This is a genomic window from Chelatococcus sp. YT9 (assembly GCF_018398315.1).
In the GTDB taxonomy this organism is placed as follows: Bacteria; Pseudomonadota; Alphaproteobacteria; order Rhizobiales; family Beijerinckiaceae; genus Chelatococcus.
The window spans coordinates 2,483,008-2,508,867 of the sequence record NZ_JAHBRW010000001.1; the positions used below are offsets into that span (position 1 = coordinate 2,483,008).

Below are 25,860 nucleotides of genomic sequence, written 5' to 3' on the forward strand. Positions count from 1 at the left end.
GGCCAAGATCAAGCTCTTTCTGGGGACAATCGGGGGATTTGGCCATGCCACCTATAAATGCATGGATCGAGGCGGCCAAAGCCGCGGAAATGGAAGACTGGCGGGCTGAAGAAGCAGAACGCCGGGAGGCCGAGCTGACGGCGCACGAGCCGGAGATCAGCCGGGAAATGTTGCTCGCGGGCGAGGCGGCGGCTGCCAAATATGGAGGCCACTGCAAGCACTGCAGCGGCCATGATCCCATCGACCTTGCGGTCGAGGTATATCTCGCGATGAGGCGAGCAGTCAGCCCATAGCTATGGCGCGCGGCGCCATAGCCCATCGCCGAGCGCTGCACTCCAGCGTTCCGCCGTGGGGCAACTCACGAAAGCCGTAGCGCTACGCCGGCTCAAGAGCCACATGACGAAGGTAAAGTCATGTCGGAAACTGATTTTGAAATTGGTGACTACGTAAGAACGGTCATAGAGGGCCCCGTCGTCGGTAAAAGCCAAGACGAAAGAGGCCACCAAGTCCTTGTCGCATATACGGACACAGACGGAATCACAAGGAGACGTAAGCTCTGGGAGACGGAAGTCGTCCATGCGGACGACTATGACGGTCCTGATGGGGGCGGAGACACCCCATCGAATGTCATCCCCCTTCGGAGAGCGGCATGACGAACGACGATTTCGCGTTCGACATGCTGAGTGCCGTTTGCATTTTGCACACCGCAGTCGTCTGGGAGGTCATTGCTCAGACACGCTACGCATATGCCGAGAACACATACGTAATCCGACGAATAGATTCGCAGACCGGGGAAGTTCTCCAGGCGGTCTATTCCGAAAGTTTGCTCGTTCCGGCGGGTCCGAAGGGGAAGAACTGATGGCGTTTTCAATTGGCGAGAAGGTTCGCATAGTCGACGGATGTCGTGGTGTCATCTACGAAGTTCGTAAGGTCGATGAATTCAAGGGCTATAAGCTCCGGCACTATGCCAGCGGCCTCAAAATGAGGGGCTGGTGGGGTGAGCATGAGTTGATGAGAGACGGCGCGTATCCGCGGCCAGAACGCAAGTTCAAGCTAGGTGATTGGGTAGAAACCCGCGACGGCGAGGTCGGAATCGTCTTCCATGACGATGGCGACGAAGAGGCATCTTTCCCCTATTACGTTGGCTACGTGGAAGACGGCTCTACCGAATGGTGCTCCGCCAACGAGATCGTTCCCCACCTTCCCAGCTAAGGCGCAAACCCATGCACGTAATTTCAATTGAACGCGCTCTGGCGGAAGCCGGGAGCGCAACGAGAGCGGCTGCGCGTTTGCAGCGGGTGGCCGCATGGAACGAGCGCCGTGCTGCGGTGCGCGACAACCCGCGGGGTACGACTTGGCAGCGTCGGGATGGCGAGCGGACGCGCAAGCGCCTTGCAGACCAAGCAGCGGCGTTACGAGCCGGTGCTGCGAGCCTCTCCGGCCAGTACGAAAGGATGGCGGCGTGACCCTCCCCATCAAGATCATCCTTTGGCTCGTGGTGGCCTCCCTGATGCTCTCGATCGTCGGTGACCTCGGCCAGTACCTCACGGTCGCCAAGTTCATGGGAGTGCTGTGATGGCTATTTCACTTTCCAAGCTCAAGTCGACCAAGAGCCGAAAGCCGCCAATCATCGTCCTGTATGGCGTTGACGGCGTTGGCAAAACATCACTGGCGGCGGAATTTCCCGACCCAATCTATCTCCAGACGGCAGGAGAGAGTCCGCCGTCCGACGTCGAGCTGGCGACACCTGGCACGATCGAGACCTACGGTGACATGCTGGATGCGATCGGCGAACTGCTAACCCAGCCGCACGACTTCAAGACGGTGATCATCGACAGCCTCGACGGGTTCGAGCCGCTGCTGCAGCGGGCCACCGCGCAGCGCATCGGCGCCGATTCAATCGACTCCAACGAGAAGGGGTCGCCGGCCTCCTACGGCCGGGGCTACTCGGAGGCGGACAACGAGTGGAATGACTACCTGTCCGGCCTGGCCGAACTCGCGGCGCAAGGCATCGGTGTGGTGCAGCTTGCTCACCCCGATATCGTGCGGTTCGACTCCCCGACATCCGACCCGTACAGCCGCTACAGCCTGAAGCTCCACAAGCGGGCCAATGCTTTGGTGCGTGAGCGGGCGGACATCGTCGGCTTCATCAACTATCGCGTCACGTTGAAGACGGCGGACGCCGGCTTCAACAAGAAGGTAACCCACGGCGAGTCTGGCGGCGACCGGCAGATTCACCTGGAGGAGCGGGCCGGCTTCGTCGCCAAGAACCGCTACAACATGCCCCCAAGCATCCCCTACAAAAAAGGTCAGGGCTACTCCGAACTCTCGAAATACTTCCCGGCGCCCTCAGGTGTCGCAAACGACAACGACATCGCAGAAGCTGCGTAAGGAGAAATATTGAATGGCTGGATTAGGTACGACGTTTGACCCGTCATCTGTTGATACGGATGACCAACGCGGCAGCTTTGAAGATCTGCCAGACGGGATCTATCTGTTCGAGCCGACCGCATCGGAGGTCAAGCCAACGAGCGATGGACAAGGGAAAATTGCGGCCTTCACCTTCGACGTGATCGAGCCCGCAGAATTCGCGAAGCGGAAGCTGTGGGTGACGCAGACGAAGACGTCTTCGAGTACGATAAGCCGGTTCTGTTTACCGGTCGCGACACTCGCGCCGCCCTTCTCGGTAGCGCGGGTACGCTTAAATCGGCTTACGACGGCATCGTCGATCAGCACACGCCGCTGGTCTACATCTGCCGCGTCGAAGAGGGCGATACGGACGCAGAGACGCTGTCCAACCTCGTCGGTGACAGTACCGCGCTGACCGGTATTCATGCCGCTAAGAAGTGCGAGGGCCTCTATGGTCTGAAGCCGCGCATCTTCATTGCGCCGGGCTTTACTGCGTCTACGCCGACGGACGGAATCGCTTCTGTCCAAATGACCAACCAGGGTACCGGCTACCACAGCGCTCCCAGCGTTGCGGTGTCTGGTGGCACCGGCGGCGAGTTCGAGGCCATCTTTGCCGATGGTAAAGTGACCGGCGTTATCGTCCGACGCGCTGGCGCTGGTTACGATGACCCCGTCGTAACATTTTCTGGCGGCGGCTCGGGTGCAGCGGCCACAGCCTCGGTCAACTCCGGCGCCGTTTCCGCGATCAATGTGACCAACGGCGGTGCCGGCTACGTCACGCCTCCGGCCGTGACCATCACAGGCGCGGGCAGCGGCGCTGCGGCAACCGCTGTCCTGACGGATGGCGTCGTGACGGCTATCACCATCACGAATGGCGGCACTGGCTACAGCGCGGCGCCGACGGTTACGATCGCTGGTGGCGCCGGCGTTGCGGCTACGGCCCATGTGGGAGCAGTCGCGAACCCAGTTGTCGCCGAGATGATGGGCGTGCTCGATGAAATCCGCGCGGTTGCTTTCGTGGACGGGCCGGACACCACGGACGCTGAGGCGTATGCCTACCGGACGCTGATTAACTCCCAGCGCATCTACGTGATCGACCCCAAGGTTCTTGTTTGGGACACGACGGCTGATGCGTACATACCGCAGCCGGCGTCGCCGCGTTTCGCGGGCCGGCAGTGCTGGGTCGACCGCAACCTTGGGTTCTGGTGGTCCGTGTCCAATAAGCCGATCAACGGCATTGGCGGCACGACGCGTCCCGTCACCTACGGCGATCAGGCGAACTATCTGAACGAACGCGCGGTCAACACGATCATCAACAAGTTCGGTCAGGGATTCGTCACCTGGGGCAACCGCGTGACGACGGGCGCCGATCTCTGGAAATTCCTGAGTGTTCGCCGTACGGCCGACTTCATCAACGAGGCGATAGAGCGTGGGCTCGACGAGTTCGTCGACAAGCCGATGACCCGTTCAAACCTCAAACACGCCGTTGAATCGGCGCGGGCTTTCATGCGGGTCTTGGTCGCCGAGGGCGCCATCATCAACGGTGACGTTTGGCTGGACAGCCAGCGCAACACGCCGGAGGAGATGGCTGCTGGCCGCGTGACCTTCGCCGTTAAGTTCGAGCCGCCCGCGCCAATGGAAGACATCCGCGCCATCGCCCATCGTGCGGTCGAATACTACGTTGAGCTGCTCAACGGCGTGATCAGCGATATCGGCGACGGCGCCCTCTCGGCCGCGTAAGGAGCGACCATGAAAGAGACACCTGCGTACATCCTGCGCAACTGCACCATCTTCGTGGATCGCGACTCCAAGGTTGGACAGGCGAGTGAGATCACCGTCCCGCCCATGAAGGTCAAGTACGAGGAATTCCGCAACGCCGGCATGGTCAAGCCGCGCCGCGTTGCCCTCGGCTACGAGACGCTCGAAATGTCGTTCGCCATGACGGCCCTTGACCCCGCCACGCTGAAGCTCTTTGGGCTACGGCCGGGTGTGGAGAAGGAGTTCATGGCGACCGCGGCGCTGGTCGACGAGGACGGCACGGTTCATCCTGCGACCGTCTATATGCGCGGCTTCCTCGATGGCTTTGACCCCGGCGCGTGGACGCCGGGCGAAAAGGCCAGCACCTCCCACACCGTCTCGGTGCATTACGTCAAGCTGGAGATCGATGGTTCGCCCATCGTCGAGGCTGACGACTATGACGTGAAGATCGGTGGCGAAAGCCAGACGGGCGGCATCCGTTCGGCCCTGATGCTTTGATAGGTGAGGGCGCTCCTGGTGGGGGGCGCTCTTTTCGCCGCAATGAGGTGGTAATGGCCAAAGGTAGATGCTTATATCCACCTCGACGAGGTGGGGCGTCGAGGGCCAAGATGAGTGACGATTTTAGGACGCTGAGAGAGGTCGGGGTGGCCGTTGGGGGTGTGCGCCAGCAGATGGCGTTGCAGACCAAGGTGTTTGCTGGCGTCGTCCTCATTGCCTTGGCGGTGTCGGGCTTTTTCTACACCAAGCTCGATCGGGTTGAGGACTCAACGGCCCGTGTGGAGACGCGCCTTGACGCGATCCAGGCAACCCTGAACGAGATCCGACAGGACACCCGTCGAACAACTGGCGACCTAGGTGCGATAAAAGGCGTTCTCAAGGTTGCTGACGCGCCGAGTAAAGACGCGTTTCCGGGATACGTGGGCGCCAAGATCGACAACCCCGCACAAGCGGGCGGGGTCCTGCAGGCGGTGACGGGCAAGCCGGAGATTTGGATATTCTCGAATGATCCGAAGGTGCTGACTGGGAATAAGCCGTAGTCACGGATCTCAGGTTGGCCGCTTTGACGTTGACCCAAAACGGGGAAACGACTACATTGGTTTTTGTACCAAACAGAGCCGCACAGCTCCGACTATGAAAGCCTCAGGTCTTCCACCCTGAGGCTTTTCTCATAAGCGGGGCTCGCTCGATGAGCCCCGCCGATACCTAAGCTGCTACGAAAGCAGCGAGATGATGATCTGAGCGATCATCAACAAGGTATGGATCGTACCAAACATACCCGTACCGCTCCTTTCTGTTCACCGGGTTAGATTTCCTGCCGACTTCCACACCGACAGGACCCACCGCTCTCGGGATTTGCCATGACGATCGAGCCGCCCTGGTGCGAATCGTTGTCCGAGAACGATCTGCGAACACTCGGGATTTAAACAGCAAGTGAGCGTGCCCGGCAAAGCAAAATGCGCTTTCCGTGTAAAGGCTGCGATATTGACGCGTTGCAGAGGAATTACTGTCACGGGATTGACGCTCGCGCAAAAGCGTGCGTTGCCAAGGCCTTTACGATGCACTGGCTCGTTTTGCCTCCCCCACTCAACGAAGGGAGCGCTTCAATCGAAGGTTCAGCCATGTAAGAAGCGGTCACCCGCGACGTCCGTGTCGGCGTCATGCCAGACCGGTTCGGCCCGCTTGTCCCTACCTCCGACACACCCGCTTCGACTGGCTGACGCTACCGTCCTTGCAGATGTGCTTGTCGCCGCTGCAGCGGGCGACGCCGCCCTTCTTGCCTGAGCACGGATAATTGCGCGCCTCGGCTGGCACTGCCGCCAGTAACCCCGCTACCGCGATCGCCGCTAGGATCCCCTTGAACATGATTCCCCCTAATCCTCTTCGCCCTCCGGCTCGTGATCGCCCTTTTCGTAGGTGCACCTTGTCGTTGGCGGGATGCCACATGCCTTGTTGAGCTGCTTCCAGCCGACGCATTTGCCCTTCGCGTCTCTGTAACCTGGCCCGCCCTTGCAGCCGCAGTAGTCGCACGACTGTGTGAGGGCGGGGGTGACTATTGCGACGAAAAGTGCTGCGAGCAAAAGCGCGCGCACTTAACGGCGTCGCTTCTTCTGAGGTGGCGGTGTTGGGACGATCTCAACCGTCCGAGCCAGCACAACGGCGCGCTGGTTGTTCCCGGAGAGCATGTCCTCGTTGATGACGCCTGGAACAAATCGGAGCGTCTTCCGGCAACTGCTACTGCTGACCTTTTTGACTTCGCCGCACTCGGCCTCGATCGCAGCTTTTTCCGACGGCGGGGTTATTTCGGCAGTGAAAACAACCAGGGGCAGGTCGCCGTTTGAGATGCAGCGATATTCCTTCACATCCGCGTGGAAACAGCTCATTCGGCGCAATTCGACTGGTTTGCCGATATACTTTCGCGGAGCGACGTACATGTCGTCCGGGTCAGAAACCCTATAGACGAGTGGATCTGCCGGCGTCGATATCTCGGTTGTGCTCGCGGTCTTATCTGACCGCGGCTCCGTTTCCGACCAAGCTGCGGCTAGCGTGTCGAAGCAGGCCAGGCGGTCTTCATCGTCGGTTTTTTCGGCGCACATCCTGATGCCAGCTACCGCTTCCTGAGCAGCGGCTGGGTTGTGCATTGCGACAAATAGCAAGCCAGCGCCGACCGCGCCAATGGCAGCTTTCCCCCACATCCCCTAATCTCCCCAAAGGTGTATTCATGACCGATACAGTCACGGTTCCCCTCTCGCGTCCAATCCAGCATGAAGGCGTCGACCTGTCCAGCCTGACCTTCCGCCCGGCTACTGTGGGAGATCTTATCGAGGGCGACGGGATTGTTGGCGATACCGCGCGCCTTGCGACGATTCTTGCCTCGATGGCGGGCATTCCCATCGCGGAATTCCGCAAGGTTTCGGCCAAGGATTACAATGTCATCATCGACAAGACCGGCGACCTTTGGGGAAACGCCCCATAGGGAGGGGGTGGATGGACGTTGCCATACTGATTGCGCACGTCCTGCACACCTCCCTGACTGATGTCGAGGGCATGCCGCTAGACAAGGCGTGGCGCTATCACGAGGGCGCCCTGAAGGTTCTGAAGGCCAAGGCCGGGACGCGATGACCACAAAAACATCCTCGCTGGTCATCAAACTGATCGACCAGCTCTCCGGCCCATCTAAGAAGGCCGCCGCAGCGCTCGACGGCGTCAACAGGTCCTCGAAGGGGCTAGATGACGCCAAGAAGCGTGCAGCGGATTTCACCAAGGCTGTCGAGAAATTCGGCAAGACCAAGGACGCCTTTTCCAATGCCAACAAGGCATTCCGCGAGGCGCAAGCGCGAGTCAAAGAGCTCGCGCAGCAGATGAGAGCGGCTGGCGAGCCGAGCAAGAAGCTCGCCGCTGACTACAGGCGCGCCCAACAAGCCGTAAGTGGGACTCCGTCGCGCCGGCGTGCGTGGCGATGAGGCCGGTGTCTTCCTGCGCTCGGCAGCTGGCAAGCTTGTCGCGCCCACACAAAAGGGTCTTGCGGCGCTAGCTTCCACGGGCATTGACTACAGCAAGTACACTACGATGCCTGGCGGCCTCTCGGTCGATGCGCTCGAGGGCAAATTTAAGCAGGACTTCGGCAAGGGGTTCACCCCTGAGATCCGCGAGCGTCTCGCGGATGTTCTGGATGACACCGAGATCATCAACGACCGTGGAGCATTCACGGCCGCTGTGACTGAAGCGGTGTCAGACCTGTTCGAGAAGACGAACAAGGGCAAGATGAAGGCGAAGGACGCCCAGACGCTCGCCAAGAAAGTGGGCGAGTTCCACAAATTCTCGGTGGAAAGCGTCGATGCGGAAGGCCTGCTTGCAGCCATCCTTAGCAAGGATCCGTCCCTCGGTATTCTGAATGCGTTCTTCACCGATCGCCAGGGCGGCCGAGGTGCGATGCTCGCAAAGGCGTTCGGCCAGTTTACGCAAGATCGGGAGTCGCTGACCAACACGCCAGACGACTTCGGCAAGAAGATCGCCGATGAGATGATGGCCGGCCTCGGTGGCGCGTTCGAGCGTCTGAAGGGTTCGGTCGAGACGCTCACGCAGTCGATCGGTGAGGCCAATGCAACTTGGCTGACGTGGAGCTTTGACAAGATTGGAAACGCGCTCGACGCGATCTCCAACTTGTCGGAGCCGGCGCGGAGGGTTGCGACTGCATTCGGCGCGACTGCGGCAGCGCTTGGTGCTGTCGGGGCATTCAAGACGCTGGCCGGCATTGTCGGTCTTGGTGCGGCTGGCCCCGCCCTTCTTGAGTCGGCTGCCGCCCTGAACGTTGCCGCCGCTCGACTGGGTGCTGCCGGTGGCGGTGGCGTGCCTGACGTGGTCGGAGGGAAGGGTGGCAAAAGACGCGGCGGGCTGCTCAACAAGGGGCTGAAAACCGTTGGTGTCGTTACCGGCATCGCTGCGGGCGTCGAAGTTATCGACTATGCTACGGGCGTTGCTGGTCAAGTCCTTTCGGGCTCCACGCACAACCCTGCAGATATCAAAGGTGACAAGGACGAGGGCAGGGCGAGGCTCAGCGAGTACACCCAGCAACTCGATGAGATCAACGCCAAGCTCGGCGACATCTACTCCAAGAGCAAGTTGCCCGATGTGGCGGCAACGCTTGCTTCGCCGCTTGAGGCGGAGAAGGCACGCATCACGCAGACGATCGCTGACCTCGAGAAGGCAGTTAGCAAGCTCGACACGAAGCCGATCGTTTTGCCCGAGATCGACGCCCCCGGACCACTGAACCCGTTCCATAACGGCAGCTTGCCGCAAAGCGCTCCGCTGCCGCCTAGCCGGCCAGAGGTGATGGGCCCGAATCCCCAGCCCACCGTCGACACCACCGCTCTCGACGAGGCCAAGGCCAAAGCCGAGGAAGCTGGCAATGACATAAAGGCATCTCTTGATGTGGTGGCTCGTCCCCAAGTCGACGTCTCCTCGATCGCCGATGCGGAGAGCTTCGTGGACCGGCTCCTGCGGAAGCTCTCCATGGTCGGCCCGGCCGCACAGCAAGCGCAGGCCGCGGTTGGCCGCTCTGTCGGCGCCAGCTTCAAGAACCGCCAGGACGGTTCGCTACATGACGGAGCGCAGTGATGGCGGGACCAGTAACACTTGCGCTAGGCCCCTTCGCTTTTACCGCGATCGGTTTCGGTTACCAGGGCGTCAAACGCAAGCTGTCGACGCCCTGGGCCGCCCAGCAAGTTGTAGATCGGCTGGAGGCGCTCCAGTGGCTTGGCCCGAAGTCCGATGAGGTGACGGTCGAGGGCGTCCTGTTTCCGGAAGAGTTCGGAGGCATGGACACCCTCGATGGCCTTCGCGGGGCGGCCCTGTCTGGTCAGTCGCTGATGTTCGTTTCGTTGGCCGGTCGAATCTACGGCCCGCACGCGATCGAGGGTGTTGACGAGGATCGCGCCTATCACGACGCATACGGCGCGCCGAAGATGCTGTCCTACTCGCTGCAGCTTCGGCGTGTGGCCGGCAGTAGCGCGGCATCGGCCGTGAGTTCGCTTCTGAGGCTTTTCTGATGCCAACGACATACACCACGATCGACGGTGACATGCTCGACATGCTTTGCCAGCGCATCTACGGCCGGCATCGCGATACAGCGGAAGCGGTCCTCGCTACCAATAGGGGCTTGGCGGCATACGGCCCCAAGCTGCCCGCAGGCGTCATCATCACCTTTCCCGACCTGCCCAAGGCCAACGCCGCCACTCAGCCGAAGAAACTCTGGGGGTGACGCATGCTTTATCCCAGAGCGGAAGTGACCGTGAACGGGACGCCCGTGTCGGGTGCCTTCTACTCCCGGCTGATCTCGCTGAAGGTGGCGGACCACGCCGGCTTCGATTCAGATGCGGTCGAGATAGAGGTTCAGGACGGCAATCCCTTCCTCGAGATTCCTGAGCGCGGTGACGATATCCGCGTGAGCCTCGGCTATGAGGACTCCGGTGTCGTGCATATGGGCTCCTTCATTGTGGACTCGGTGGAAGTCGAGTGCCTGCCGTACAGCATCCGCATCTCCGGCAAATCCGCCGACGTCCGCAAGGAAATGAAGGGGCGCAAGGAACGCCACTGGGACGACAAATCGTTGAAAGAGATTGTCGAGGAGATCGCCCAGGAGCACGAGCTCGAGCCCGCGATCGGCGCTAGCATCGGCCAGTTCAAATATGACTGGGTTGGCCAGCAGGACGAGTCGGATCTCCACTTCCTGACCCGCATGGCCAAGCGTCACGGCGCGATCTTTGCTCCGAAGAACGGCAAGCTGATCTTTGCGCCACGCGGCGATGCCACTAGCGCCGCTGGAGAGGCCCTGACGCCCTTTGTCGTCACGCGCGACATGATCCTCCCCAATACCTGCCGGGTGCGTTTCGCTGACCGCGGTCGGCATGAGAAGGTCACCGCGATCTTCCAGGATCGCGGCAAGCAGAAACGCGTCGAGACGGAAATCGAAAGCGATCCGCTTGGCGGCGCGGCCTTCCGCATTCCCGACCCCTTCGGGTCTGAGGATGAAGCGAAGGCCGCAGCCGGCGCGATCGCCAAAGAGAAGAAGGCAGACGCCGACACGCTGTCCGTGACGGTGCTGGGCGCCCCCTATGCATCCGCTGGGGCGCCGCTCGTGCTTCAGGGCGTCCGCCCCGGCGTTGATGACGTGGATTGGATCATCGACTCCGTCGATCACGACTTCTCCAAGTCCGGCTACACCTCGAGCATCGAAGCCAAGCGCAAGAGCGGCACGTAGGCCCGCATTTCCATTCAGGACCACCCATGACAATCAGCACTGACGTCGCGGCTGTTGCAACCAGCCTCGCGGCCCTCGATGCTGCGCAAAAATTGCTGGCGAACGCCAGCGATAGCCTGAAGCGCGCGGCTAATGAAAACGAACGAAGCGCTGCGGCCGGCGAAAAGGCAGCGAGCCAGCTCGCCGCTGGCTCGGCCGCACTCGCGGAGGCCAACAGCATCGCAGGGCAGGTGCGCGGCGATCGCGACACGGTCTTGTCGCGCGCCGCTGAGGTCGCCTCTGCGCGAGATGAGATATTGCCGGCGGTTGAGCTGATCGCCGAGGTTGCCCCCGCCGTAGAGCAGGTTGCCAATGACCGCGCAGCGGTCGATGCGGCTGCGATCGATGTAGAAGCAAAACGCGCGGAGGCCGTTGCGGCGGCTGCGGACGCTGTCGGCGCTCTGGCCCTTCCCATCCTGGCGGCCGACAGCGAGACGGCCCGCACTATGGCCAGCCGTCTCGCCGAGACGGCGAATCTTCTCGATTACTGGCGGGTTGCGGACGCCAACTGGAATAATGCCCTGACGCGTGCGCTGGCCACGGGACGGCCAATCGAGATCCCTTACAACGACGGCATCCCTTACGAGTTCTCGCAGAGCTTTTCGCTTCCCAGCGGAACGGTAATCCGCGGCAAGGGCGGCCGGCCGATCCTCAAGACGGTGGGCGCGTCCCAACGGCTCTTCACCATCTCCAATGTCGTCGAAGGGACCATCGAGGACCTGGAAATCGATGGCGACAAGATCGCATCCGACCATGGTTCCGGGAACCGGCTTATCAACGTCGACAACGCGATAGGCTGGAATATCCGTCGTGTCATCGGCCGCAATACGACGCAATGCTTCCAGATATCGGGCGGCTCGACGCATTGCCGCTTTGAAGACTGCGCCAGCATTGACGTCGACATGCACGGGGTTGTCATCTCAGGCGCGAGCACGCGGCACAACATCGTCACGAAGCACCTCGTCGAGGATTGCCTTTTCGGCATCCTCCTGACGAATGGCGCGAACCGCAATGAGGTCTCGTTCTGCCGGACCGAACGGAACGGCATCGAGCTGGTCGGCATCACGTTCCTCTGCCACCTCAACCGCATTATCGGCAACCATGCTGAGGGCTGCGGTGACAATGGCATCTCGGTCACCGGCTACGAGAACGTCATTCAGGGCAATGTCTGCATCGCCAATGCCCACTCCGGCATCGCGATCTACGGCCGGATGAATTCAGTCACCGGCAACGTCTGCATGAACAATGCCCAGCGCTTCCTCGAGGACGGCGTCTGGGCCGGCGACGGCATCACCATCCACTACGGGTGGGGTGGTCTCGCCTATGGCAACACAGTCACCGGCAACATCTGCGGCGATGATCAGCCCGTGAAAAGCCAGCGCTCCGGCGTCAACCTGAGCAGCAACGGGTATCTGCAATGGTCGTCGGGCACCTCAGTCAGCCTGAACGACAACAGCAAATACCGGTTTAACGGCGACCACGTCTACTATGCGGAAGCGGGCGGGACGACTGGGGCGACGGCACCGACGCACACCAGCGGATCCATGTCCGACGGCGGCGTGACGTGGACCTATTTCGGATCATGTGAGCCTGGTCATGGCGCGTCTCGCAACATCGTCACCGGCAATGTACTCTATGAGGCCGCGGGCAGTCCCTTCGCGAACCGCGTCAGCGCCTTGCTAATCCAGACGACGAACCCGAACTCCGTCGAGGGCGAGGGCTTTGTCAGCCGTGACAACGGGCGGCGGATCTATTTTCCCAAGGGCGTGACGGATCCGAACGGCGGCGCGTTCATCGGCCGCATCGGCGATGTCTGCCTGCCGGAGGGTACCGGCGGCATCTGGACCAAGGACGGCGATGACGGCGGCCCGACGGGATGGATCGAGGTGGGGTCTGCGAGCCAATCCTGGACGAACTCAACCCGCCCTCTTGCGTCGGATATGCAGAACAAGGGCGGCTTCAACAGCGAGACGGGTCGTCCCGAATGGTCGGACGGGGAATTTTGGTACAACGCCAATGGCATCCCCATCGGCACCGGCATCCCGATCGATTACAACTATGGGATTGCCCAGTACCAGGAGAACGGCGCGGGCGTGACGTTCTCGTCGCGCAACAGCTTCTCCCGAAGCGGCTCCGCATCACTGCGTTCTCCGTTCCCTAGCACCGAGATCACCGATTTCAGCTCGTCCCAGCCGCGCATTGACCAGCGCGGCATCATGATCGCGACCCGGCAGATCACCAACTACTTCCTGAATAGCTCCGCACCCGAGACGCAGACTATATCCCTGGCGGCCGGGTCATATTCACTGGACGTGGTCGGATCTGGACAGGCGACGCTTTCAGGCGGTCCGACGGGGACCGCCATGGACGGCTCCCCAGTCGCCTTCACTCTCGCGAGCACGACGAGCGTGACGGTGACGATCTCCGGCAACCCGGTGCACGTCAATCTCTGCAACGTGCCGTCTGGTGTCGTGACCTCGGGCGTTTTCTCAACCGACCCGATCAAGACGTCGGCTTCTGCGCTTCAGCGTGGCCAGGAAGCGCTGAGCATCGACATTAGCGACCTCGATGTGACTTCCTTCACGGCTATTCTGATCGCGCGAACGGCGCCGTTCCGGCGCGGTACCGGGACTTACCTTTCGATCGCGGATGCGACGGGTGCGAACCGGCTGGATATCCGCAATTCGACGGCAAATGCCATCCTCGCGATTGGCCAGGCTGGCGGCTCCCAGGTCACTGGATATCCGAACGTCACCTTCCCCGGGGTGAACACCCGGTTCTGCCTTGCGGCCTCGCTTAACGGCGCGACCGCGCGGGTTTCGATCAACGGTCTAGCTGCGCAAGTCGGCAACCTGTCAGCGGCGCCGATCGCGCCTTTCACGCGCATTGTCGTCGGCTCCCAGCCGGGGGCGCTCAACCAGGCTGATGCCTTCATCGAGCGCATCATCCTGATCCGCTCCGCGGTCGCGGCGGCGAAGCTGCAAATGTACTCGCAGCTCTCGACATGGGACGTCTGAGGCGCGGGCCGCCTCTCTTTCCGGAGACATCAATGAAATCCTTCCTTCTCGTGGTGGCGCTCGCCACCACGCTTGGCGCGTGCGCGTCTGCGTCTTCGGACTGGGGCGCCATTACTCACGCCACCAAGCAAACCGTTGAGCGCACTCAATGAGTCGCGCCGCATTCTACAGCGCCGTGCGCAAACGGCCGTTCGGGGGCGCGCTGGTGCAGAGCCAGGTCGACGGGATGGAAACCATCCTCGACGCCTGGAATGGCTTGGCCATCAGCGACGATCGCCGTTGGCTGGCCTACATGCTGGCCACGACCTTCCACGAGACGGCAGCGACCATGCAGCCGATCCGCGAGAGGGGAGGGTCTGCGTATTTCACGCGGATGTACGACATCCGCGGTGAGCGGCCCCGCGTAGCGACGGAGCTCGGCAACTCCCGGCCGGGGGATGGCGCGCTCTACCATGGGCGCGGATACGTTCAACTGACAGGCCGTCGCAACTACGCTCGCGCGTCCGACGTCGTTCAGTACGACCTTCTGGCCGATCCCGATGCCGCGATGCGCGCGGACATTGCTACAGCCATCATGTTTGCCGGCATGCGAGACGGCTGGTTCACCGGTAAGCGGCTCGCCGACTACTTCAGCCGAACCAAGGACGATCCCGCGAACGCGCGTCGAATCATCAATGGCACTGACAAGGCTCAGATGATCGCCGGCTATCACCGCGACTTCCTGGCGGCGCTCGGCAATGGCTGACGATATCGCTCGCGTTGCCAAGGACAACTGGAAGATCCGGCGGCGCGTCGTTTTCGGCGCGCTCGGCTACATCGCCATCATGCTCGCCTTCATCGTCCTCGTGGGCACGGACAGTGCCCTGTTTGGGCAGGTCGCCGTTGGCCTGATCGGGGCGGCCGTTGCCATCATCGGCTCGTACGTCTTCGGAGCCGTTTGGGATGACAACGGCAAGCGCCGGCTCATGGCCGAGCGCGACGAGCCGGAAGACAGTGAACCCCGCCGCTGGAGGAGGTTCAAGATATGAAATGGATAGCCGCACTGCTGGGCACCAGCCCGGCAGTGCTCTACGTGGCGCTCGCCCTGGCCGTCGGCGTGCCCGCGGCCTTCTGGACCTACGGCGCCTGGCAATATCGCTCTGGCCGCTCGGTGGGCAAGGCGGAGGTGACACTTGCCGTTGAGCGCGCCACCGCCGCGGAACGCGAGCGCCAGTGGATCGCCAATGAGGCGGCCCAAGCCGTGGCCCGCGAACAGGTCGAGCGCCTCACCAAGAGCCGCGACCGACTCCAATCCCTCCTGAAGGAAATCGCCGATGCGGCAGATCAAGATCCTCTGCGCGATGCTTGCGGTGTTGGCGCTGACAGCAGCATGCGGCTCGACAAAATTCGTCGCCCAGCCGCCGGTCCTAAGACCTCCTCCCGCTGAACTGGAGAAGGACTGCGCCGACACCGTCTCTTTGCCCAAGCGTAGGCTCGCACAGCACGAAGTCGAGCGCCTTTGGGGGCAGGACCGCGCCAACCTTGTCGAGTGCGGGGAGGGCAAGGCCGCCCTGCGCGACTTCTACCGGGACAGGGATACGCGCCTGTCCCCGAAAGCTTCATGATGGAATTTTCTTTCCTATTCGGGGCCGTCTCGGCCTGCGTGGCCGTTGTTGGCGCGATCGCCGCTGCGCTGCGCCATCAGCACAACCAGATCCGAGCGGTGCAACAGGACGCGGCACACGAGATCGACGCCATTCGGGAGCAGGTGACCGCAACACGCCGGGCGCTGACCGAATTTCAGGTCGAAGTCGCCAAGAACTACACGACCAACAGCGTCATTCAGCAGGTCGAGGACAGGCTTGTCGCCGCGATCAACCGCATCGGCGACCGCCTCGATCAAGCCTTCGACAAGCTCGCATCCCGACAGTAACGGAGGGCCTTATGCGCAAGCCCCTATATCGTGCGGCTCAGATCTTCGGCGCCGCGTGCGCTGCCGTGCTCATCCTCGCCCTTCTCGCTTTCTCCGCCCCCGCTCATGCCCCGGCACCTACGGCCGGCGCGGTCGTCTATCTTGGTGACACGCATGGCCACGGGTCGGGCGTTCACATCGGCGACGGCTACATCCTCACGGCCGCGCACGTTGTGCGCTCCGAAAAGACGATGCCCGTTGTTACGGATGACGGGACTACGGTCGAGGGTGCCGTGCTTTGGGCGAGCCCCGAATACGACGTGGCCCTCATCCGCGCGCCTGTGAATGCGAAGGCGGCACCGCTCGCCTGCCGCGAGGCGAAGGTTGGCGAAGAGATCCGCGCCTCCGGCAACCCGTATGACCAGAAGTTCGTCACGGCTCGAGGCCACGTAAGCGGAGCCGCTCGCGAATACGAGCCGTGGAAACGCGTGCTCGTGATCGACACGACGATGGTTCACGGTATGAGCGGTGGCCCGACCTTTGACATGCAGGGCAACGTCGTCGGGATCAATGTCGGTGTAATGGTCGTGAGCCAGGGCATGGCGTCTTATGTCGCCAGCTTCGGCTACATCGTGCCCGGCTCGACCGTCTGCATGCTCATGGGTCGGGAGGATTGATGCAAGCGCCCGTCACTGATGAACAAGCCAGAGAGGCAGCTGAGGCTTTGGCCGCTTACGGTTCGCAGGTGAAAGCCGCGAGGGCGCTAGGAATCGCCCGTTCCACGTTCCAGAATCGGCTTGCCAAAGGCAGCGTCCCAACTCCCGTGTCTACCGCCGCAACCCCTGCCGAGCTCGTGGCGGCCGATCGCAAGATCGTCCGCTTACAGGACGAGGTGAATGACCTCCGCGCAAAGTTGCGCGAGGCACAGCGCGGTCATCTCGCCGACGAGGTTGTGCTTGAGGCGCTGGGCGTCATGGGTGCTGCGCCCGAGAGCCCGCCGGACTGGCTGACGCGCATCCCGGCTGCTTCCACGACCAAAACCCCGGAAGTGCCCGTCACGATCTGGTCGGACTGGCACATTCCGGAGGTGGTGAGGCCCGAGGAGGTCGGCGGCGTCAACGAGTACAACATCGAGATTGCCGAACGCCGCGTTCGCCGTCTCCTCGATGCCACGATTGACATTTGTGCCAACCACGGGCCGAAGAACTATCCAGGTATCGTGGTCAACCTGCTCGGCGACTTTGTTTCCGGTGGCCTTCATCCGGAACTGGCCAAGACCGACGACGAAGAGGTCATCCCGGCCGCCCTTCGCTGCCGCGATCTGCTCATTGCGGGGCTGGAGCGGATGGCCACGATCTTCGGCAAGGTCTACGTGCCATGCACGGCCGGCAATCATGGCCGAGGCACGCCGAAGCCGGAGTTCAAGCGCTATGTCTACAAGAACTTCGACTGGCTGATTTACCAGCTTCTGCAAAGGCACTTCGCGAACGACCCCCGCGTAAACATCGACATCCGCGCTTCAAACGAGGTTCACTATCGAGTCTACGGGCAGCGCTACCTCGCCATGCATGGCGACATGCTGGGCGTGAAGGGTGGCGACGGTATTATCGGCTCGATCGGGCCGATTATGCGCGGCGAAGTGAAGACGCGAGGTCAGGCGACCTCTCTGGGCAATGACTATGACATCCTGCTCATGGGCCATTGGCATCAGGAGCTCTGGTTGCCTCGCGCTATCGTTGCCAACACACTCAAGGGGTTCGACGAGTACGCAAAGAACGCCCTGAGGGCACCCCCGAGCGAGCCCTCGCAGCCGCTCTGGTTCGTCCATCCGACTCGCGGCATCACCAGTCGTTGGGCGGTGAAGGTTGAGGAGCATAAACCGGCCGCTGCTGACTGGGTGTCATGGCGGGAAGCGGCATGATGTGCGAGGCCTGCCAAGGCGCTGGCTTGGCGCTCGAAGACCTTCGCAACGCGCCTGGCTTCATCTATCTCGCCACCCCCTACAGCAAGTATGCGGCTGGCTTGGATGCAGCCGCGGCCGAAGCGAGCCGAATTGCCGCGCGGCTGATGGCCCGTGGCTTCCGCGTCTTGTCTCCCATTGCGCACAGCCATGCCGTCTCTGAAGCCGGCAACCTCGACAAGATGCACCCGGAGCTCTGGGCTTACCAGGACGGGCCGCTTCTGGACGCCGCAGCCGCTGTCGTTGTCGTGCTGATGCCCGGCTGGGCAGAAAGCGCGGGTGTGCGTGCGGAGATCGACATCGCGCGGAAACAACGCAAGCCTATCGTCTTCCTTCATCCGGAGCATGCATGACAGAGCCGATGAGAGCGCAGATCCTCCGCCAGGGAATCGCGCTGACGTGTGGATCGCGGGATGAGGAATACGGCCCGCCCGCGGTCAATCTGGCCTGCGCTGGCGAGCTCAAGCGCGTGATCCGCAGATTTGCGGCCCGCGATATCAGCCCAGCCGAGCAGGAGGCGATCGATATGGTGATGACCAAAGTTGCGCGCGTGATCACCGGGCAACCCAAACCGGACACCTATGTCGACGGCGCGACCTACTTCGCGATCGCGGGTGAGGTGGCGCTGTCCGCACAGTAAAGGTCAAGATGATAGGCAGAAAGTAGAAGAACGGTAGTATGTTACGCATGCAACACGGCGCGCTAACATAAAAAAGCTAAAACTTAGCAAAATAAAACGCCAGCTTTGCCGCACGAGACCGCGATTAGTTTCACCCCGCGACAAAATGTAACTACAGTGAACCAAATACCACTTTGAGTTCATTAACTTTTGAGACATATTCGAGGGGCTTGCGCGAAAAGGGTGCAAGCCGGGATTGGAAGCCCGACCGACATTGGACCGGCGCCGACCTATGGGTCAGGCGCCGCGGGAGAGCCTTGTGCTCTGCCGTGGTCCAATGCCGCGGTCTTCCAACCTGCGGTTGCCTGGCCCACCAGGGACGGGCGTTGGGGTGGGGGATGTCAAAAAAATGGATACGGCGATGGAATGTGCGGCTCATGTCGCGCAAACGGAGGACTCTGAGTCTCTGCTGTCCGAGTTAGTGGATGCTATGTCTCTGGTCGGTCGAGATGGGCAGTACGTGCATGCTGAGGTCGCGATGTCGTTCGACCTTTACGGACGCCTATCTCGTTGGCTGGAGGGGGTACGTGCTTGGTAATAGCGGAGATCACGCACCGCCACCATCGTCCTGCTTCACGCCTCGGGCAACGATTTGCAGTGAGCCGTCCGGGAGTGGACGCTGTAGGTCCTTGGCCTCGCTCCAGGGCGCCCGCATCCAGATTTCCCGCTCCGCCTCGGTGGTGAGAATGACGGGCATGGCTGTGGGATGAATGGGAGCCACTTCGGCGTTCGCGTCCGTGGTCAGGAAGGCATAGAGGTCGGCTACCTCTAGTCCCTTCTTGACCTTGCGCACGCTTGGCCAACGCTCGGTCCAGATGCCAGCGAAGAAGGCGAGCGGGCGCTCTTCGTTGAAGGCGAACCAGATATAGCCTCCAGCCTCTTTGTTGAACTCGCTGAATGATGTGAAGGGGACGAGGCAGCGGTTATCCGGCCCGAGCCAGCGCTGCCAGTGCTTGCTATCGGTTTTGCGGACATTAGTCGTGCCGCTGTCCGGCTCCAATTTCAGGAGCTCTTTGAAGTCGACGACCTGACCCTTGGCTTCCAGCTTCTCCGCGCGCTTCTTTGCTGCCTGCATCAGCGCGAACTGCGATGACGGCATTCCCCAGCGGGCCAAAGCCAAGGCCCGCCCGTTCGGCCCATGGCGCACGATCGGTGCGGAATAGTCGGGGAAGACGCCCGGCATGCGCTGGAGGTTGCCTGTGTAATCCTCGAAGGCCTTCGCCAGCTCGCGGATAGCCTGCTGGCCTTTGGTGACGGAGTAGAGATTGCACACATCAGCCTCGCCGCTTTGGTTTTGCCGATCCCTTCTTCCACTGCGCCCAGGCGCGCCCCCGGCCACGTTCGCGAGGGTCGCAAATCTCGCCCCCGAACCTGTGCGCGAACACAAGAGCATGGGCCTCATCTGCGAAGCAGAAGACATTGTACCATTCGCCTTGATAGCAGACGGAATGGCCGCGCGGTGGGCAATTTTTATCCTCGCGGAAGGCCTGAATTTCATTATAGCGCCGACGTGTCACGAGATGATGCAGGGCCACCTGATGGGGCCAATCCCGGTCGATCGTGCTCGCCGACAGTTCGCCTTTACGCCTGCTCATCCTCGCCCTCGTCACGGATCATTTTCATCATCGGCGAGATGCGGTGAAACTGCCGTGTCCGGCGCAGATGCCAGACCCACGGCTTGGTCTCGGCGCTGACGCTCATCCCGCCGCGACGCAGGCACTTCTGGCAGCGAAAGCGGCTCGTTAGCTCTTTGATGTCGAGACTGTCAGGGCCGGGCACTCTGGTCGGGTCGACACTAGCGCAGTGGCTGCACAGGGGGCAGCTGACGGAAAGGGGGACGCTCGCCTTTCGTAGTTCGCCAAGTCTCACAGGCGGGAGGTCGACCATTTCAACACCGGATTTCGCGGCCCCACGGCCGCCTCACGGCGCAGTCTCGTGGAGCCAGGGCGCTCCGTCTGTGCGGAGAGTCACACCGTGAACAAAAAGGGAACAAGCGCCAATGCGCGTTCAGCAATCAATCTCCAATGAATCTCCAACGAAACACCGTGAACAAAGGCGAACATTGGCGATCGGACGTTCACATAAGTATATGATTTTAAACGCAAAAAACCCGCACTATCACCGCTCATAACGGTCTGGTTGCAGGTTCGAGTCCTGCCGGGCCCACCAATGATTTCAAGTGCTTACCTGGACATGCGAACTTTCGCAGCGGTTTGCGGCAACGATAACGGCAATCGGTGTCAATGGACGTTCTGTTCCGTTAGTAGCCGCCACTATGAACGGAGCGGCATTCAAGCTGATCAGGCAATACCTTGCATGGTGGCGTATGAATGCCCGGCTTCGTCTTGCCGCAACTTCGCGATCACATGTGGCTATCCGCTTCTTGCGGTGCTCCGCTTTCACCGCTCATAACGATCAGGACTTTGGCGGCTGGCGCTGTATCATGCGCTCCAGACCCATTGGAGGATGCCATGAGCTGGAATCCCGCGCTCGTGCCTGGCTGCCCGGATGCCATCGGCGTCGACGCCATCGAGACGTTGATCATCCCGCGCGCACGCGACCTGGGCGGCTTCGAGGTGCGCCGGGCGCTGCCCGCGCCGAAGCGGCAGATGGTCGGGCCATTCATCTTCTTCGATCAAGCCGGCCCGGCTGAGTTTCTTACGGGGCAAGGCATTGATGTGCGCCCGCATCCCCATATCGGGCTCGGCACCGTGACTTATCTCTACCGGGGGGACTTTCATCATCGGGACAGTCTCGGCACCGATCAGATCATTCATCCGGGCGCGCTGAACTGGATGGTTGCGGGCCGGGGCGTCACGCATTCGGAGCGCACGTCGGCCGAGGGGCGCAGCGGGCCGCACAGCTTGTTTGGGATCCAGACATGGGTGGCGTTACCGGACACGCACGAGGCCATGCTCCCCATGTTCGAGCATCACGGCAAGGACGCGTTGCCGACGCTTGAAAGCGACGGTGTGGCGCTCAGGCTGATCCTTGGAACAGCCTATGGCGAAAAGGCGCCCGCGACGCTCTTCTCTGAGACGTTCTATGCGGATGTCGCTCTGGAGGCAGGCGCACGCTTCCCGATGCCGGAGGAGCACGAAGACAGGGGCATCTACATTGTCCAGGGTGCGATCTCCATAGCAGGGCAGACGTTCGAGGCCGGACGCATGATGGTGTTCCGCCCGGGGGACTCAATTACCGTGGCGGCTGGGGAGATGGGGGCGCGGCTCATGATTTTGGGTGGGGCGACGCTCAACGGCCCGCGCTACATCTGGTGGAATTTTGTCGCTTCCTCGAAGGAGAAGATCGAGGAGGCCAAAGCGCAATGGCGGGCCGAAAACTGGGGCAATGGTTTGTTCGACCTCCCAGCGGGTGACCGTGCCGAGCATATTCCCTTACCCGGTTGAGGGGTGGCTTTGGAGCGCCTCCAAGCAACAAAGGCCCCGCTTTGGCGGGGCTTTTATTTGTAAGAAAGGTAATCTCTATTTGTAGACCGTAACGAAAGTCCATCAGGGGAATTTTCGAGACTTTAATTCTGTAGTTATTGCATCGTCGCAGTTTATTACAGAAAATTAATGGTCATTCAGATCTTGTTCATTGTTCAAATGCTAAGCGTATTCTCCTTAGATAAGGAGTGCGTCATGAAACGACTTTTTGCTGCTGCTGTCGCGATATGCTTCGTCTCGACCGGAGCTTTTGCGCAGGCGCCTGGCCACCACCGCGGCCCTGATCATGGCGGCAAGCCGGCCTATAGCACGCCGCGCCATCCGGCTCAGCAGCCGCGCGCTCACCACCCACACGCGCCGCGGCCTCATGTCCAGCGCCATCAGCCGCCGCGTTGGCAGAAAGGCCACCGCCTCCCGCCCGCCTATCGGGGGCATGTGGTGCGCGATTATGGCCGGTACAACCTGCGCCGTCCGCCGCGTGGGTACAATTGGGTCCGCGTCGACAACAACTATCTCCTGATCGCGACCGCAACCGGTCTGATCTCGTCGATCATTGCTGGGCGATAGCTGGCGTGGCGCATCCGTGCGCAGGCCGGTGAGGCGAGGGTTATGAACGTCGCCCGCCGGCCAACGCGCTTATTTCGCGTAAGATGCGAGGGCCTTCTGGCAGGCGGCGCTCAAATTGTCCTTCTGCTTGGCGAGACATTGATAGATTCGACCGCCGCCTGGTACCGTGCCACTGCAGAACTTTTTGTAGTCCGCCGCGCAGGCCGCTCTTTGTGATGCGGTTTGCGCCGTCGCCGGGCTGATGCAAAGCGTGAACGCCAGCAAGGCTGCATATCTCACCACGGTCATGCGCCGACTCCATATTCGCGATGGCTGTCCGACCATGATAGATCGGCCGATTAACAATCCTAGCGTCTACAAGCTTGTGACAAAGAAAAGCCCCGGGCCGTGCCGGGGCTGCTTCGTCCAACCTATGGACGGAATTCCACGACGGGAATGCGCGGCCTACCAGCAACCCCAGCGGTTGCAGCGATAATAGGGGTAATAGCGCGGCGCGGAGGCGGCGCCGATCACCGCGCCACCGATAACACCGGCAGCCGCGCCCAGTGCGACCGCGTTGGCGGCGTCTTGGGACTGTTGCCGATTACGGCTGTAGTTCACATTGGCGCAGCGTTCGAAAGCCCGCGTTCCCGGACGGAGGCCTGCCTCCTGACAGGTGAATTCCGCATCCACCATGGAATCCTGGGCCGATTGGCAGCCCGCCACGGCAAGGGCCAGAAAGGCCGCAGTCAGAGCAATCCGCATTACTACCCCGTCGGTTAACAAGCGATGCATTCTTAATCATTGGTTAAGAACGGGGGGTCAACAAAAAATAGACAGGAATTCCCTGTGTTTTCTTTGTTGGTTAACGCACGTCCTAGGAGGCCGTGTGCTTGCGACGTTCCCGGCTCGCGGTGTAGAGGCCGCTGGCCATGATGACCACAGCACCGATGATCGCCCATTGGTCTGGCATGTGATGAAAGGCAAAATAGCCGATAAGCCCGGACCAGAGGAGCTGCATGTAGGCTAGCGGCGCCAGCGTCGAAACGCGTGCTGCGTGGAAGGCGCCAATCACGAGAAAATGGGCCGACACGGTGGAGCCGCCCGCGATGAGGACCCAGAATAGGTCAGCGGGCGACGGTTGCACCCAGCCGAAGGGTAGAAGCAGGGTTGTCAGGGCAAAGCCCATGCAGGAGGCATAGATCAATGCGGTGAGCGCCCCGTCGCGGCCACTCGTCATGCGCGTGGCAATGAGAGCTGTGGCCCAGCATGTTGCGCTGCCCAGGGGAAGGAGCGCCGCCATCCCGAGATTGCCAGATCCCGGCCGAACAACGATGAGCACGCCGATGAAGCCAACCACAATGGCCGCCCAGCGTCGCCAGCCAACTTTCTCTCCGAGGATCGGAATGGCAAGCGCCGTAACGAGCAAGGGCGAGACGAAGGAGATGGATGTTGCCTCGGCGATGGGCAGGAAGCTCATCGCTGTTACGAAAAGCACCGTCGAACCGGTAATGCCGATCCCGCGAGCCAGTTGGATGTGGGGGCAGCGTGAGCGAAACGCCGACCAGTCGCGGCGTAGCACCGTGATGAGCAGGACGACAGCGGCGAACACGCCGAAGCGCATCCATGAGATCTGGAAGGCCGGCAGAGTTTCCGTGAGATATTTCGACGTCCCGTCGCCGATGGAAAACAGGATCAAGGCCAGCGAAAACAAGATGATGCCGCGGACCGAACTGTCCCGTTTCGGCGCGGATGCGTGGGGAGACGCGGTATCGATCCCAGGTGACGCTTCGGGGAGGGGCTTCTCGGCAGGCGCTACAAGCGTCGACACGTCGATTGTCTCTTATCTGTTGCTTGATACCTCAATAGCATGCGGCCAGATGGGCGCCAGAGGGGCTGGCGCATCGCACGGTTGCCCCACCCGCAGGTCTCGGCGCACCTGAGCCTCCTGGCGGAGTGCCGCGCCGCCAGCGGGAAAAGCAAGGCTGATCAAACAAAAAAGACTTGAGAATCCACCAAAAGACTATCCGTTGGATTTCACGCACAAAACACTTGTGCAAACGCGAGACTCACGTCCTACTATCACTGTCGTCAACTATTGAAAGGAGGTGATCTGGTGTCTCATTGTCATTTGTCGAGGCCTAGTTTCTCCTTGATGATGCTGGCTTATTCGACAAAGGGGCAAACCCAAGCGCGCTGATATAGCGCAAGGCGCGGGGAGACGATTTCGTCCCCCGCGCCAACTCGTTTCAGAGCGGGTTTTCTGCTGAGAAGCCGACGAGTGTGAGAGATGACCCGTCTTCGAAGCTCATCAGCGTCTGCTGGGTGTAGTCCGCGTCCAGCAGGGTGAGCGTGATATCTCTTCCGCCCATGTCGAGGTCGAGCGGGGTATCGAGGGGTTGGAACTGCTGCAGGACCGCTTTCCCTTCGTCCACACTCCAAATGACCCCATCCCGCGACGCGACGACGATCGCTGAGTCCGTGGTGACCAACGGCGCTGCCGCTTCGGTCTTTTCAGCAACCGGTTCCGCTGGCGATGCGGATTGCTCAGCCTCCTTGGCTAAAACCTTCGTGGGTTCATGCGCCTGCCGCTCGACGGACGCCGTCATGGGGGCGGGCGCTTCGGCGGCCGCGGGCTGACGTTCAATAGTTTTCGGCGCGGCGGGAGCCTCAGGTACGTCGATGACCTCACGGGCCTCATGGCGCACATCGACCGGCAGGAGCGGTGACAGCGGCAGGTGGGACGACTCTTGCCTAGGCTCCAGGGTCTCGATCGGCTCGCTCCGCGCCGGATTATCACTGAAGAACAGCTGCCCCAAGCTATCTGCCACCTCGTGAGCGACTTCGACCACATGCAGGAGGGTAATCGCGGGTACGACGCCGATATGTTCCGGCAGGCCGCTATGTTGGTTGACGATCAGCGGCGCCCACCATGCGGCGTCCGCATCCGGCAGGTGGAGCGCGGCCATTGCGATGACCGTGGCGAGAAGCACATTCTGATTGCTCAGCAAGCCATCCCTGGCGAGGCCGAACGAGCGGAGGCCGTCGAGCAGCCTGGCAAGCAGCCGCTTGATGTCACGCCCGCGGACGACGTCCGCGAATGCGAGGCTTGCGACAACGAACTCGCCATCGATATGGGCGACGTGAGCGATGACGTCGTCGAATTCGTTCAGTACCGCGATCCAGTGATCGCCTTCGTCCGTCGTGCCGCGGTCAATGCGAACAGGGATGCCTGCCTGGGCGAGTGCTTCCTCGACGTAATAGAGGTTCGCGAGGCCTTGGTTCTGGGCCTTGGCCATAGGGAATCTGTGCACGGACGATGTCATGCGGAATTCATGCCATGACGCCCGAATCTTGT

The 25,860-nt window shown here is 61.4% G+C and carries 33 protein-coding genes; 25 read left to right on the forward strand and 8 right to left on the reverse strand.

The features are described 5' to 3' along the window. Positions 1–44: 44 nt before the first annotated feature. From KIO76_RS11335 to KIO76_RS11365, 7 genes are all read left to right on the forward strand, one after another. A complete protein-coding gene (locus tag KIO76_RS11335; RefSeq protein WP_213323370.1) occupies positions 45–293 on the forward strand; it encodes a hypothetical protein in 249 nt (82 codons plus the stop codon). 565 nt (positions 294–858) lie between these two features. After that, entirely contained in the window at positions 859–1,212 is a 354-nt protein-coding gene (locus KIO76_RS11340; RefSeq protein ID WP_213323371.1) for a hypothetical protein, read from the forward strand. 11 nt (positions 1,213–1,223) lie between these two features. Then, complete coding sequence (locus tag KIO76_RS11345) at positions 1,224–1,466, forward strand: hypothetical protein (protein ID WP_213323372.1); 243 nt, start codon at positions 1,224–1,226, stop codon at positions 1,464–1,466. A gap of 109 nt (positions 1,467–1,575) precedes the next feature. Continuing rightward, positions 1,576–2,391: an ATP-binding protein gene (locus tag KIO76_RS11350; RefSeq protein ID WP_213323373.1), complete on the forward strand. Its 816-nt coding sequence runs from the start codon at positions 1,576–1,578 to the stop codon at positions 2,389–2,391. A gap of 213 nt (positions 2,392–2,604) precedes the next feature. Next, positions 2,605–4,149 carry a phage tail sheath family protein gene (locus KIO76_RS31340; protein WP_213323374.1) on the forward strand — a complete coding sequence of 515 codons (1,545 nt, stop codon included), beginning with the start codon at positions 2,605–2,607 and terminating at the stop codon, positions 4,147–4,149. Positions 4,150–4,158: 9 nt separating this feature from the next. Further along, positions 4,159–4,665: a phage major tail tube protein gene (locus KIO76_RS11360; RefSeq protein WP_213323375.1), complete on the forward strand. Its 507-nt coding sequence runs from the start codon at positions 4,159–4,161 to the stop codon at positions 4,663–4,665. Between the two features lie 110 nt (positions 4,666–4,775). Then, positions 4,776–5,204 (forward strand): hypothetical protein, encoded by a 429-nt coding sequence (locus KIO76_RS11365; RefSeq protein ID WP_213323376.1) that lies wholly within the window; start codon positions 4,776–4,778, stop codon positions 5,202–5,204. 649 nt (positions 5,205–5,853) lie between these two features. On the opposite strand, the gene KIO76_RS31740 is transcribed toward KIO76_RS11365, so the two are convergent. Both KIO76_RS31740 and KIO76_RS11370 read right to left on the reverse strand, forming a co-directional pair. Further along, a complete protein-coding gene (locus KIO76_RS31740) occupies positions 5,854–6,141 on the reverse strand; it encodes a YdcA family protein (RefSeq protein ID WP_502761852.1) in 288 nt (95 codons plus the stop codon). 116 nt (positions 6,142–6,257) lie between these two features. Then, complete coding sequence (locus tag KIO76_RS11370) at positions 6,258–6,860, reverse strand: hypothetical protein (protein ID WP_213323377.1); 603 nt, start codon at positions 6,858–6,860, stop codon at positions 6,258–6,260. A 26-nt stretch (positions 6,861–6,886) separates the two neighbouring features. Here KIO76_RS11370 and KIO76_RS11375 point away from each other — a divergent pair, with 26 nt between their 5' ends. The 16 genes from KIO76_RS11375 (at position 6,887) to KIO76_RS11445 (ending at position 18,471) form a co-directional block, all read left to right on the forward strand. Continuing rightward, positions 6,887–7,141, forward strand: coding sequence for a phage tail assembly protein (locus tag KIO76_RS11375; protein WP_213323378.1), 255 nt, complete (start codon positions 6,887–6,889; stop codon positions 7,139–7,141). 11 nt (positions 7,142–7,152) lie between these two features. Then, the gene (locus tag KIO76_RS31345; protein WP_283771430.1) at positions 7,153–7,287 is read left to right on the forward strand and encodes a hypothetical protein; all 135 of its coding nucleotides are present in this window, start codon (positions 7,153–7,155) and stop codon (positions 7,285–7,287) included. After that, entirely contained in the window at positions 7,284–7,628 is a 345-nt protein-coding gene (locus tag KIO76_RS11380; protein ID WP_213323379.1) for a hypothetical protein, read from the forward strand. Before KIO76_RS31345 ends, KIO76_RS11380 begins: the two co-directional genes overlap by 4 nt. After that, on the forward strand, positions 7,594–9,282 hold the full coding sequence (locus tag KIO76_RS11385; RefSeq protein WP_213323380.1) for a phage tail tape measure protein: 1,689 nt from the start codon (positions 7,594–7,596) through the stop codon (positions 9,280–9,282). The genes KIO76_RS11380 and KIO76_RS11385 overlap by 35 nt, the downstream gene beginning before the upstream one ends. Next, positions 9,282–9,713: a phage tail protein gene (locus KIO76_RS11390; protein WP_213323381.1), complete on the forward strand. Its 432-nt coding sequence runs from the start codon at positions 9,282–9,284 to the stop codon at positions 9,711–9,713. Before KIO76_RS11385 ends, KIO76_RS11390 begins: the two co-directional genes overlap by 1 nt. Then, complete coding sequence (locus KIO76_RS11395; protein ID WP_213323382.1) at positions 9,713–9,925, forward strand: tail protein X; 213 nt, start codon at positions 9,713–9,715, stop codon at positions 9,923–9,925. Before KIO76_RS11390 ends, KIO76_RS11395 begins: the two co-directional genes overlap by 1 nt. A 3-nt stretch (positions 9,926–9,928) precedes the next feature. Beyond that, complete coding sequence (locus KIO76_RS11400; protein ID WP_213323383.1) at positions 9,929–10,924, forward strand: phage late control D family protein; 996 nt, start codon at positions 9,929–9,931, stop codon at positions 10,922–10,924. Between the two features lie 26 nt (positions 10,925–10,950). Then, complete coding sequence (locus tag KIO76_RS11405; protein WP_213323384.1) at positions 10,951–13,980, forward strand: right-handed parallel beta-helix repeat-containing protein; 3,030 nt, start codon at positions 10,951–10,953, stop codon at positions 13,978–13,980. A 148-nt stretch (positions 13,981–14,128) separates the two neighbouring features. Then, positions 14,129–14,725, forward strand: a complete 597-nt coding sequence (locus KIO76_RS11410; RefSeq protein WP_213323385.1) for a glycoside hydrolase family 19 protein — start codon at positions 14,129–14,131, stop codon at positions 14,723–14,725. Continuing rightward, positions 14,718–15,008 carry a hypothetical protein gene (locus KIO76_RS11415; protein ID WP_213323386.1) on the forward strand — a complete coding sequence of 97 codons (291 nt, stop codon included), beginning with the start codon at positions 14,718–14,720 and terminating at the stop codon, positions 15,006–15,008. Before KIO76_RS11410 ends, KIO76_RS11415 begins: the two co-directional genes overlap by 8 nt. After that, entirely contained in the window at positions 15,005–15,406 is a 402-nt protein-coding gene (locus KIO76_RS11420; RefSeq protein ID WP_213323387.1) for a hypothetical protein, read from the forward strand. The genes KIO76_RS11415 and KIO76_RS11420 overlap by 4 nt, the downstream gene beginning before the upstream one ends. A gap of 174 nt (positions 15,407–15,580) precedes the next feature. After that, complete coding sequence (locus KIO76_RS11425) at positions 15,581–15,892, forward strand: hypothetical protein (protein WP_213323388.1); 312 nt, start codon at positions 15,581–15,583, stop codon at positions 15,890–15,892. A gap of 11 nt (positions 15,893–15,903) precedes the next feature. Continuing rightward, positions 15,904–16,548, forward strand: a complete 645-nt coding sequence (locus KIO76_RS11430) for a S1C family serine protease (RefSeq protein ID WP_213323389.1) — start codon at positions 15,904–15,906, stop codon at positions 16,546–16,548. Then, positions 16,548–17,792: a hypothetical protein gene (locus KIO76_RS11435; protein WP_213323390.1), complete on the forward strand. Its 1,245-nt coding sequence runs from the start codon at positions 16,548–16,550 to the stop codon at positions 17,790–17,792. The genes KIO76_RS11430 and KIO76_RS11435 overlap by 1 nt, the downstream gene beginning before the upstream one ends. After that, positions 17,789–18,184, forward strand: coding sequence for a DUF1937 family protein (locus tag KIO76_RS11440; RefSeq protein ID WP_213323391.1), 396 nt, complete (start codon positions 17,789–17,791; stop codon positions 18,182–18,184). Before KIO76_RS11435 ends, KIO76_RS11440 begins: the two co-directional genes overlap by 4 nt. Continuing rightward, positions 18,181–18,471 (forward strand): DUF6378 domain-containing protein, encoded by a 291-nt coding sequence (locus tag KIO76_RS11445; protein WP_213323392.1) that lies wholly within the window; start codon positions 18,181–18,183, stop codon positions 18,469–18,471. Before KIO76_RS11440 ends, KIO76_RS11445 begins: the two co-directional genes overlap by 4 nt. 586 nt (positions 18,472–19,057) lie before the next feature. Here KIO76_RS11445 and KIO76_RS11450 read toward each other — a convergent pair. Next, the gene (locus KIO76_RS11450) at positions 19,058–19,783 is read right to left on the reverse strand and encodes an SOS response-associated peptidase (protein WP_213323393.1); all 726 of its coding nucleotides are present in this window, start codon (positions 19,781–19,783) and stop codon (positions 19,058–19,060) included. A gap of 1 nt (position 19,784) precedes the next feature. Next, positions 19,785–20,105: a hypothetical protein gene (locus tag KIO76_RS11455; RefSeq protein ID WP_213323394.1), complete on the reverse strand. Its 321-nt coding sequence runs from the start codon at positions 20,103–20,105 to the stop codon at positions 19,785–19,787. Between the two features lie 876 nt (positions 20,106–20,981). On the opposite strand from KIO76_RS11455, the gene KIO76_RS11460 reads away from it, so the two are divergent. Further along, the gene (locus KIO76_RS11460; RefSeq protein WP_213323395.1) at positions 20,982–21,917 is read left to right on the forward strand and encodes a pirin family protein; all 936 of its coding nucleotides are present in this window, start codon (positions 20,982–20,984) and stop codon (positions 21,915–21,917) included. Between the two features lie 234 nt (positions 21,918–22,151). Continuing rightward, the gene (locus tag KIO76_RS11465) at positions 22,152–22,523 is read left to right on the forward strand and encodes an RcnB family protein (RefSeq protein WP_213323396.1); all 372 of its coding nucleotides are present in this window, start codon (positions 22,152–22,154) and stop codon (positions 22,521–22,523) included. 69 nt (positions 22,524–22,592) lie between these two features. Here KIO76_RS11465 and KIO76_RS11470 read toward each other — a convergent pair whose 3' ends face one another. From KIO76_RS11470 to KIO76_RS11485, 4 genes are all read right to left on the reverse strand, one after another. Next, positions 22,593–22,847, reverse strand: coding sequence for a cysteine rich repeat-containing protein (locus tag KIO76_RS11470; protein ID WP_349629376.1), 255 nt, complete (start codon positions 22,845–22,847; stop codon positions 22,593–22,595). Positions 22,848–22,967: 120 nt separating this feature from the next. Next, positions 22,968–23,267 carry a hypothetical protein gene (locus KIO76_RS11475; protein ID WP_213323398.1) on the reverse strand — a complete coding sequence of 100 codons (300 nt, stop codon included), beginning with the start codon at positions 23,265–23,267 and terminating at the stop codon, positions 22,968–22,970. A 112-nt stretch (positions 23,268–23,379) separates the two neighbouring features. After that, positions 23,380–24,333 carry a DMT family transporter gene (locus KIO76_RS11480; RefSeq protein WP_213323399.1) on the reverse strand — a complete coding sequence of 318 codons (954 nt, stop codon included), beginning with the start codon at positions 24,331–24,333 and terminating at the stop codon, positions 23,380–23,382. Positions 24,334–24,751: 418 nt separating this feature from the next. After that, positions 24,752–25,816: a hypothetical protein gene (locus KIO76_RS11485; RefSeq protein ID WP_213323400.1), complete on the reverse strand. Its 1,065-nt coding sequence runs from the start codon at positions 25,814–25,816 to the stop codon at positions 24,752–24,754. Between the last annotated feature and the right edge of the window lie 44 nt (positions 25,817–25,860).

What these genes read in the sequence shown, in the direction of transcription:
- KIO76_RS11335 (WP_213323370.1), top strand. Translation starts at nt 45, where the DNA reads ATGCCACCTATAAATGCATGGATCGAGGCGGCCAAAGCCGCGGAAATG.
- KIO76_RS11340 (WP_213323371.1), top strand. Translation starts at nt 859, where the DNA reads ATGGCGTTTTCAATTGGCGAGAAGGTTCGCATAGTCGACGGATGTCGT.
- KIO76_RS11345 (WP_213323372.1), top strand. Translation starts at nt 1,224, where the DNA reads ATGCACGTAATTTCAATTGAACGCGCTCTGGCGGAAGCCGGGAGCGCA.
- KIO76_RS11350 (WP_213323373.1), top strand. Translation starts at nt 1,576, where the DNA reads ATGGCTATTTCACTTTCCAAGCTCAAGTCGACCAAGAGCCGAAAGCCG.
- KIO76_RS11360 (WP_213323375.1), top strand. Translation starts at nt 4,159, where the DNA reads ATGAAAGAGACACCTGCGTACATCCTGCGCAACTGCACCATCTTCGTG.
- KIO76_RS11365 (WP_213323376.1), top strand. Translation starts at nt 4,776, where the DNA reads ATGAGTGACGATTTTAGGACGCTGAGAGAGGTCGGGGTGGCCGTTGGG.
- KIO76_RS31740 (WP_502761852.1), bottom strand. Translation starts at nt 6,141, where the DNA reads ATGCGTCGGCTGGAAGCAGCTCAACAAGGCATGTGGCATCCCGCCAAC.
- KIO76_RS11370 (WP_213323377.1), bottom strand. Translation starts at nt 6,860, where the DNA reads ATGTGGGGGAAAGCTGCCATTGGCGCGGTCGGCGCTGGCTTGCTATTT.
- KIO76_RS11375 (WP_213323378.1), top strand. Translation starts at nt 6,887, where the DNA reads ATGACCGATACAGTCACGGTTCCCCTCTCGCGTCCAATCCAGCATGAA.
- KIO76_RS31345 (WP_283771430.1), top strand. Translation starts at nt 7,153, where the DNA reads ATGGACGTTGCCATACTGATTGCGCACGTCCTGCACACCTCCCTGACT.
- KIO76_RS11380 (WP_213323379.1), top strand. Translation starts at nt 7,284, where the DNA reads ATGACCACAAAAACATCCTCGCTGGTCATCAAACTGATCGACCAGCTC.
- KIO76_RS11390 (WP_213323381.1), top strand. Translation starts at nt 9,282, where the DNA reads ATGGCGGGACCAGTAACACTTGCGCTAGGCCCCTTCGCTTTTACCGCG.
- KIO76_RS11395 (WP_213323382.1), top strand. Translation starts at nt 9,713, where the DNA reads ATGCCAACGACATACACCACGATCGACGGTGACATGCTCGACATGCTT.
- KIO76_RS11400 (WP_213323383.1), top strand. Translation starts at nt 9,929, where the DNA reads ATGCTTTATCCCAGAGCGGAAGTGACCGTGAACGGGACGCCCGTGTCG.
- KIO76_RS11405 (WP_213323384.1), top strand. Translation starts at nt 10,951, where the DNA reads ATGACAATCAGCACTGACGTCGCGGCTGTTGCAACCAGCCTCGCGGCC.
- KIO76_RS11410 (WP_213323385.1), top strand. Translation starts at nt 14,129, where the DNA reads ATGAGTCGCGCCGCATTCTACAGCGCCGTGCGCAAACGGCCGTTCGGG.
- KIO76_RS11415 (WP_213323386.1), top strand. Translation starts at nt 14,718, where the DNA reads ATGGCTGACGATATCGCTCGCGTTGCCAAGGACAACTGGAAGATCCGG.
- KIO76_RS11420 (WP_213323387.1), top strand. Translation starts at nt 15,005, where the DNA reads ATGAAATGGATAGCCGCACTGCTGGGCACCAGCCCGGCAGTGCTCTAC.
- KIO76_RS11425 (WP_213323388.1), top strand. Translation starts at nt 15,581, where the DNA reads ATGATGGAATTTTCTTTCCTATTCGGGGCCGTCTCGGCCTGCGTGGCC.
- KIO76_RS11430 (WP_213323389.1), top strand. Translation starts at nt 15,904, where the DNA reads ATGCGCAAGCCCCTATATCGTGCGGCTCAGATCTTCGGCGCCGCGTGC.
- KIO76_RS11435 (WP_213323390.1), top strand. Translation starts at nt 16,548, where the DNA reads ATGCAAGCGCCCGTCACTGATGAACAAGCCAGAGAGGCAGCTGAGGCT.
- KIO76_RS11440 (WP_213323391.1), top strand. Translation starts at nt 17,789, where the DNA reads ATGATGTGCGAGGCCTGCCAAGGCGCTGGCTTGGCGCTCGAAGACCTT.
- KIO76_RS11445 (WP_213323392.1), top strand. Translation starts at nt 18,181, where the DNA reads ATGACAGAGCCGATGAGAGCGCAGATCCTCCGCCAGGGAATCGCGCTG.
- KIO76_RS11455 (WP_213323394.1), bottom strand. Translation starts at nt 20,105, where the DNA reads ATGAGCAGGCGTAAAGGCGAACTGTCGGCGAGCACGATCGACCGGGAT.
- KIO76_RS11460 (WP_213323395.1), top strand. Translation starts at nt 20,982, where the DNA reads ATGAGCTGGAATCCCGCGCTCGTGCCTGGCTGCCCGGATGCCATCGGC.
- KIO76_RS11465 (WP_213323396.1), top strand. Translation starts at nt 22,152, where the DNA reads ATGAAACGACTTTTTGCTGCTGCTGTCGCGATATGCTTCGTCTCGACC.
- KIO76_RS11470 (WP_349629376.1), bottom strand. Translation starts at nt 22,847, where the DNA reads ATGGTCGGACAGCCATCGCGAATATGGAGTCGGCGCATGACCGTGGTG.
- KIO76_RS11475 (WP_213323398.1), bottom strand. Translation starts at nt 23,267, where the DNA reads ATGCGGATTGCTCTGACTGCGGCCTTTCTGGCCCTTGCCGTGGCGGGC.